Source organism: Cephaloticoccus capnophilus, from assembly GCF_001580045.1.
Lineage (GTDB): Bacteria > Verrucomicrobiota > Verrucomicrobiia > Opitutales > Opitutaceae > Cephaloticoccus > Cephaloticoccus capnophilus.
Genome location: NZ_LSZP01000066.1, coordinates 1 through 6,829, shown reverse-complemented (window position 1 = coordinate 6,829; position 6,829 = coordinate 1). Strand labels below are relative to the sequence as shown.

General features: G+C 60.3%; 5 protein-coding genes. 2 read left to right on the top strand and 3 right to left on the bottom strand.

Annotation, left to right across the window (positions count from 1 at the left end):
* Window positions 1-164 precede the first annotated feature (164 nt).
* Window positions 165-1,766 (bottom strand): DegQ family serine endoprotease, encoded by a 1,602-nt coding sequence (locus AXK12_RS08410; protein WP_082782764.1) that lies wholly within the window; start codon window positions 1,764-1,766, stop codon window positions 165-167.
* A gap of 192 nt (window positions 1,767-1,958) precedes the next feature.
* Between AXK12_RS08410 and AXK12_RS08405 the strand changes: the two genes are divergently transcribed.
* Both AXK12_RS08405 and AXK12_RS08400 read left to right on the top strand, forming a co-directional pair.
* Window positions 1,959-3,521, top strand: a complete 1,563-nt coding sequence (locus AXK12_RS08405; protein ID WP_068713389.1) for a glycine--tRNA ligase — start codon at window positions 1,959-1,961, stop codon at window positions 3,519-3,521.
* Window positions 3,522-3,563: 42 nt separating this feature from the next.
* The gene (locus tag AXK12_RS08400) at window positions 3,564-4,163 is read left to right on the top strand and encodes a DUF4202 domain-containing protein (RefSeq protein ID WP_068713387.1); all 600 of its coding nucleotides are present in this window, start codon (window positions 3,564-3,566) and stop codon (window positions 4,161-4,163) included.
* A 417-nt stretch (window positions 4,164-4,580) separates the two neighbouring features.
* On the opposite strand, the gene AXK12_RS08395 is transcribed toward AXK12_RS08400, so the two are convergent.
* Both AXK12_RS08395 and AXK12_RS09335 read right to left on the bottom strand, forming a co-directional pair.
* Window positions 4,581-5,429, bottom strand: a complete 849-nt coding sequence (locus AXK12_RS08395; protein ID WP_068713385.1) for a rhamnogalacturonan acetylesterase — start codon at window positions 5,427-5,429, stop codon at window positions 4,581-4,583.
* Window positions 5,430-5,890: 461 nt separating this feature from the next.
* On the bottom strand, window positions 5,891-6,829 hold a 939-nt coding region (locus AXK12_RS09335; RefSeq protein WP_197457033.1), incomplete at its 5' end, for a hypothetical protein.

Here is a 6,829-nt window from a genome sequence, read left to right as displayed (position 1 = left end):
GCTTTCAAATTTGGGATTTCGCTTTCGCGCGATAGCGCGATGCGAAATCCCAAATTGAATGGGTGCAGCGACACGCTGCCGCCCCACGCGCAGTGGACGGTCTGTGACCTCTGGCGCGCGTAAGTTGACGCGGAGCCAGCGAGCTCCGCGCCAAATAAAACAGCCTAGGGCTGTTCGGTGATGACGAGGTAGCGGCTGAGGCCGGCGCGCCAGATCAGCACGAGCACTTTCGGGCCTTCGAGTTCCTCGCTGAGTTTTACGGCGTCCTCGGCGTTGCGCACGGGGCGGCGTTCGAGGCTTAGGATGATATCTCCCTCGCGCAGGCCATCGCGTGCGCTGGCGCTGTCGGGCTCCACTGCGGCCACGAAGGCCCCCTCGATCCGCTCGGGGATCCGGTGGCGGCTGCGCAACTGGTCGCTCAGGTCGGTAACGGTTACGCCATTGAGCACGCCCTCGCCGCTGCCCGGGCTGAAGTGTCCATCGGCGAGTTCGCCACGATTGGAAAGTTCGCCGAGCGTAAAAGTCGCGGTCGCGGTCTCGCCGTCACGCACGTACTCGATCTGCACCTCGGTTCCGGGGGCGAGCCGCACGATGGCGAGTTGGAGGCGGCGCGAGTCGGCGATTGGCCGGCCGTTAACCTTGGTGATGATGTCACCGCTTTTGAACCCGGCTTTGTCGGCGGGGCTGCCGGAGGTCACGTCGGTCACGAGTGCGCCTTGCTCCACCCCAAATTGAGCGGCCAGGTCCGAGTCGAGCGGCTGCGTAGTGACGCCCATGAAGCCGCGGCGAATCTTTCCGGTGGCGACCAGTTGCTCGGCGAGCGAGCGGGCAAAGTTAATCGGAATCGCAAAGCCCACGCCGTTGAAGCCGCCGCTGCGGCTGAGGATAGCCGTGTTAATGCCGATGACGCGGCCCTGTGAATCGACGAGGGCGCCGCCGGAGTTGCCCGGGTTTATCGCGGCGTCGGTCTGGATAAAGTCTTCGTAAGTCTCGACGCCGAGCCCACCGCGCCCGAGCGCGCTGACGATCCCCTGCGTGACCGTCATCCCGACGCCAAAGGGATTACCGATAGCGAAGACGGTGTCGCCGACTTCAAGTTGGTCGCTATCGCCAAGCGTCGCGGCGGGCAGCTCGCTCGCGTCGATTTTTAACACGGCGATGTCGGTTTTCGGGTCACGGCCCACGACCTCGGCCTTGAGCTCGCGGCGCGGCTCGCCATAGGCGACGCGGACTTCGTCCGCTCCATCGACGACGTGGTTATTGGTGAGCACGTAGCCGTCGCGCGAAATGATGACGCCCGAGCCGAGCCCTTGGGCGCGCTGCGTCGGGGCGCTGCGCCCACCTTGCCCGCCGCGTCCGCTCCCGCTCCCTTGGCCCTCGCCATCAGAATCGGGAATCCCGAAGAAACGGCGAAACTGCGGGTCATTAAAAAACGGGGCGAGTTCCGGGCGCGGTTTTAGGAACTTGGTCGTAAAAATGTAGACCACGCCGGGGGCGGCTTTTTGGACGACGCCCGAGTAGCTGACCCGCAGCGCGTCGTCGCGGTCGATCGGGGTGGCGTCGATCTGCAGCGCGAGCGCGTCCCGCGGCTCAGGTGTGTCGGCTTTACCCTTCGTGCGCTTGGGCTTGGGCGTTTTTTCCGTTTTCGCGGCAGCGGCCTTATTGTTATCCGCGGCATGGAGATTCGGAGCCAGCGCAGGCACGGCGAGCATCGCCAGCGCGAGTAAGAGTGTGGTGAAGCGCTTAATTGGGGCGGGTGTGTTCATAATGGGTTTTTGAAAAAAGACTGTGCGTTAAGGGAGACCAGAGCGGGCCTAAGACTCATCCGCAACCGATGAGTTCCCTTTTGCGCGACTACCCGCTTTGGCGCTTTGGCGCGCACTCAGGGAAAGCGCCCAAGCGACTCTCGCCCCCTTGACCGTTGACCGCCCCCGCTGCCCGCCTCATCTCTGGCGGCTATGTCCGAAACGAGCCCTGCCGAAAAACCGACCGCCGCCCCCGCTGCCCCAGAAAAGAAAACGGAGTCCTTAGAGACCATCGTCGCGCTGTGCAAACGGCGCGGCTTCATCTTTGCGTCCTCGGATATTTACGGCGGCTTTAATGGCTTCTTCGACTACGGCCCGCTCGGCGTGGAGCTAAAGCGCAACATCCGCGATTGCTGGTGGCGCGACATGGTGCAGCGGCGCGACGACGTCGTGGGCATCGAGAGCTCGATCATCATGCACCCCAAGGTCTGGCAGGCCTCCGGTCATGTGGACGGCTTCACCGACCCGCTCGTGGACTGTAAAACCTCGAAACAGCGTTTCCGCGCCGACCAGCTTTTCTTCGCGGCGGTCGTCGTCGATGGCAGCGTGCGCGGCTACGTGTCGGCCCTCGAGAGCGAGGATACCAGTGGCGCACTCCAAGCCGCCGCCGAAGCGTTTAAGCGCAAGCAAGCCATCCAGGGCACGCTCGCGCCGGTCGAGCCGCGCGAGTTTACCGAAGCGACCGCCGAGCAGATCCCGCAAATCCCCTCACCCGCGACCGGCGAGCCCGGCAGCCTCACCCCGCCGCGCGCGTTTAACATGATGTTCGAGACGCAGGTCGGCGCACTGCGCGACGGCTCCTCGGTCGCCTACCTGCGGCCCGAGACTGCGCAGGGGATGTTCGTCGACTTCAAACCCGTCGTAGACACAGGCCGCGTGAAACTGCCCTTCGGGATTGCCCAAGTCGGCAAGTCGTTTCGCAACGAGATCACGCCGCGCAACTTCATCTTCCGCTCGCGCGAATTCGAGCAGATGGAGATGGAGTACTTCATCCACGAAGACGCCGATTGGCAGGCGCACCACCGCGAGTGGATTCAGTGGTGCTGGGACTGGCTAAAATCGATCGGGCTGCCCGAGGCCGAGCTCTCACTCTACGACCACCCGAAGGAGAAACTCTCGTTCTACTCGCGCGGCACCACCGACATCATGTTTCGCTACCCCTTCGGCGTGCAGGAGCTCTGGGGTATCGCCGCGCGCGGTAACTACGACCTCGGCCAACACGAACAAGCCAGCGGCGTGCCCCAAGCGATTTTTGACGAGGCGACGAAGAAAAAATTCATCCCCCACGTCATCGAGCCCGCCGTCGGCACCGACCGGATTTTCCTGGCAGTCCTCTGTGCCGCTTACGCCGAGGAGACCATCACCGACGAAAAAGGCGCGACCGATACCCGCACCGTCCTGCGCCTCTCGCCGCGTATCGCCCCCGTAAAAGTCGCCGTCCTACCGCTGCTAAAAAACAAGGACGCGCTCACCACGCGCGCCAAGGCGCTTTATAAAAAACTCCAACACCGCTACGCCGTATTTTACGACGAAGCCGGCGCGATCGGCCGCCGCTACCGCCGCCAAGACGAGATCGGCACCCCTTGGTGCGTCACCATCGACTTCGACACCGTGGAGAAAGACGGCAGCTTCACCCTACGCGAACGCGACTCCATGCAACAACGCCGGATCAGCGAAGCCGAGCTCTTCACCCTTTTGGACGAAGCCGTGTATTGAGGACGCAAGGACACGACGAAACCGCACCACCCCAAGCCCGCCATGAGTAGCGAAATCACCGACAGTTATGACAAAGCCCGCGCGCTAATCGACGCCGCGCACGCCGCCGACCCCACTCGGGCAGAAGACGGACGCGCCGCGGAACTGGTCTACGCCGACCGCGTCGAAGCTTGGGTCGCGCGCCTCGTCCCCGACGCCGCGCCCGCACTCCTCCTCGCCGCCCGCTGCCAACACCTCGAGCGCTTCCTCACCCCCCGCCATAGCTACCCAGAAGGCCGCGTGGGCTACCTGAAGTGGCGGCAGTTTCTCTATAAAAAACAAGCCGAACGCGCCCACCAGCTCGCACTCGAAGCCGGCCTCGCCCCCACCGAGGCCGACCAAATCGCCCGCTGGGTCAGTAAGACCGACCTGCGCAAAGACCCCGGCTCCCAAGCCCTCGAAGACGCCGCAATCCTCGTCTTCTTGGAAAACGAAATCGGCGCCTTCGCCGCACAACACGCCGACTACACACGCGAAAAGTTCATAGACATCCTGCGCAAAACCTGGCGCAAACTCAGCCCCGCCGCCCAGCCCCACGCCCGCGCCTTAGCACTCCCCCCCGCAATCGCCGACCTCATCCACGCCGCCCTAGCTGAGCCGTAAGCGCAGCCAGCCCTCACAGCCGCGCGCGCCGCGCTGATACGCTTTTTTTCCCACTGCGCGTGGGGCGGCAGGCTGTGCCTGCACCCGTTCAATTTGGGAATTGGCCCGTCGCTTCGCGACGAAACCAATTCCCAAATTTGAAAGCACTCTCCCCTGTCGCGTTGCGACAGGGGGTGGAGTCAAAAGGAAAGTAGAGTGATAACCCGTTTGGGCGAAGTGGGAAAAATCACGGATAAATCCACGCCCCAAAGTTTGGGATCCTTTTCAGATTTTGGTTTCGTTTCTGCGCGTCGCGCAGAGGCGAAACCAAAATCTAAATGGGTGCAGCGACACGCTGCCGCCCCACGCGTAGTGGAAAGAAATGGGAACAGCCCCTAGGACGCCAAGCGCGACGAGCGCTCGCTTCTCATAAAGCCCTCATTGGGTAGCTAGGATTTCGAGTCCTTTTTCCGAAAGCAGCGTATCGAGATCGGGAATTGCTGCTTCGCCGCGCAGCCCTTTGAGCCCGGCGAGGACGAGTGCCGCAGTGTGCGCCGCGCCCCGCGTGTTGGTGTGAAGCGTATCGCGCGAAAACAACTCAGCCACCGACTCCCTACCCCGCCTCTGGTAGTCATCCGCCAGAATCTGCGCCAAGTCGACGAAGGGCACCGCCGCCTGCTCGGCCACCTCACAGGTCCAAGCGCGATACGGATTGTCGCGTTCGATGTCCCCCTGCTCGGTCCAGCGATTCTGAACGGTAGGCGAGAGGAGGATCGGCCTTCCGCCGCGCGCCCGCACGTCGGCCACCATTTTGCGCAGATACCAGCCAAAGCTATGCACGCGCTCCCGATCGCGAGTGGCCGCGCTTTCTATTTCCACGACTTCCTCTCCAGTCCCCGGTAACGAATGCGGCATGCGCAACAAGTGAGCCGGCTCCATCCGCAACCCCTCACTCCCTGGAGCGCCATCATTGTGACCAAATTGGATGAGGACGAGATCGCCCGGGCGGACTTTGCCAAGGAGGATAGCCCAAAGTCCTCCGGTAATGTAGGTGCGACTGCTGTAACCCCCGCGAGCGAGGTTGATAACCTTGGCCTTAGTCGGATCAAAGAGGTCAGCAAAGGGCTCCCCCCAGCCGTAAACCTGATGCCGCCGCGTGCCCGGCTGTGCCGTCGAATCTCCCGCAATGAGAATCCTGGGCTTGTCGTTTTCCCTCAGCAAAAGCCCAAGGCACAGCCCGATTAAGGCCACCAAGATCAACACTATGCGAAAAGCCGGAAAGCGCATAAGCCCCCCAAATCGAGCCAGACCCGCGACAAAGCAAAAGCCAAAAGGCAGCCGAGACGAAAGCGCTGAACTCCCGCTGGCTGATTCCACTGCGCGTGGAGCGGCAGGCTGTGCCTGCACCCGTTCAATTTGGGATTTCTCATCGCGCGTTGCGCGATCACGAAATCCCAAATTTGAAAGCATTCCCCCTGTCGCGTTGCGACAGAGAGGGGAAAGTAGAGTGATAACCCATTTGGGCGAAGTGGGAAAAATCACCAGTAAACACCCGCCTACAAGTTTGGGTTCCTTTTCAGATTTTGGTTTCGTTTCTGCGCGTCGCGCAGAGGCGAAACCAAAATCTAAATGGGTGCAGCGACACGCTGCCGCCCCACGCGTAGTGGAGCTCTGTGACCTCTGACATTTACCTCGCGGACAGGATGCGGCGCGCAAATCACTCTGCCCTGCCTTTGGCAGGGAGGGGATTATTTGGCGGCACGTTTCTTCCGCCACGCTACGAGTGCGATGCCCGCTACGGCTAAGCTGGCACCGTAAGTTGCGGACTCGGGGGCACCGTTAATTTCCCAATATTCGTCGTTATAATCCTCGAGGTGAATCGCATTCGGATCACAGCCCTCAAACACTATCCGCTTTAGCGACTCCGCTAAGTGCTCACTATCTCGACGGACAAGCAGGTGATCACGCCCTTCTGCCCACTCTCTGATAATCAAAACGCTCCCCGCTTCAATATCCAAGTCGTCGAGATAGAGATGACGCTGGCCGTGAGGGAAAACGGGATTACCATGATTTTCAAAATCCACTATACCCCCAGCGCCGCTTACAACTATCGCGCTTAGTTTTTCGGAAATAGTCTCAGAGCCTTGCAGGGGTAAATAAAAGATTCCCGCCGTCGTCCCAGAGAAGTAGATCTTCGACGAATCTGCGATCTGATTACTGTTAAACAGCCCAACCAGCGCACCATCGTGGATATGAAGATCGCCATTTACTGCAGTTACACCCGCATCTTTATAAAGCGCTAGCAGATTTCTCCCCTCTATATAAATGTTGCCAGTAAACGTATTAGCCTGCGCCCCATGAAAAGACATCTGGCTAAGTCCCACGCCATGGCTCCCCGAGATATTTAATGAAACCTTTCCACGGGCATTATCCGCAATAACCGAGTTAATAGAAACTCCATAAGGACTTGTCATACTGAGATGAAAATCCAAAGTATTAGAATATACCGCAGAGCTGGTAATCGTCCCGCCCTCTATTCTGGCTCCCGTAAAAGACTTAAAATGTATCCCTTCATCTGCCACTGCCAGTGTTCGCCCGTTTATAACAATACGACTATAGTAAGGATGAACATCCGATTCATAAATATGAATCCCGCGTACTTCCCTATCCGCCGTTAATTCAACAGT

Coding starts and splice junctions, on each gene's coding strand:
- AXK12_RS08410 (WP_082782764.1), bottom strand. CDS start 1,766: ATGAACACACCCGCCCCAATTAAGCGCTTCACCACACTCTTACTCGCG.
- AXK12_RS08405 (WP_068713389.1), top strand. CDS start 1,959: ATGTCCGAAACGAGCCCTGCCGAAAAACCGACCGCCGCCCCCGCTGCC.
- AXK12_RS08400 (WP_068713387.1), top strand. CDS start 3,564: ATGAGTAGCGAAATCACCGACAGTTATGACAAAGCCCGCGCGCTAATC.
- AXK12_RS08395 (WP_068713385.1), bottom strand. CDS start 5,429: ATGCGCTTTCCGGCTTTTCGCATAGTGTTGATCTTGGTGGCCTTAATC.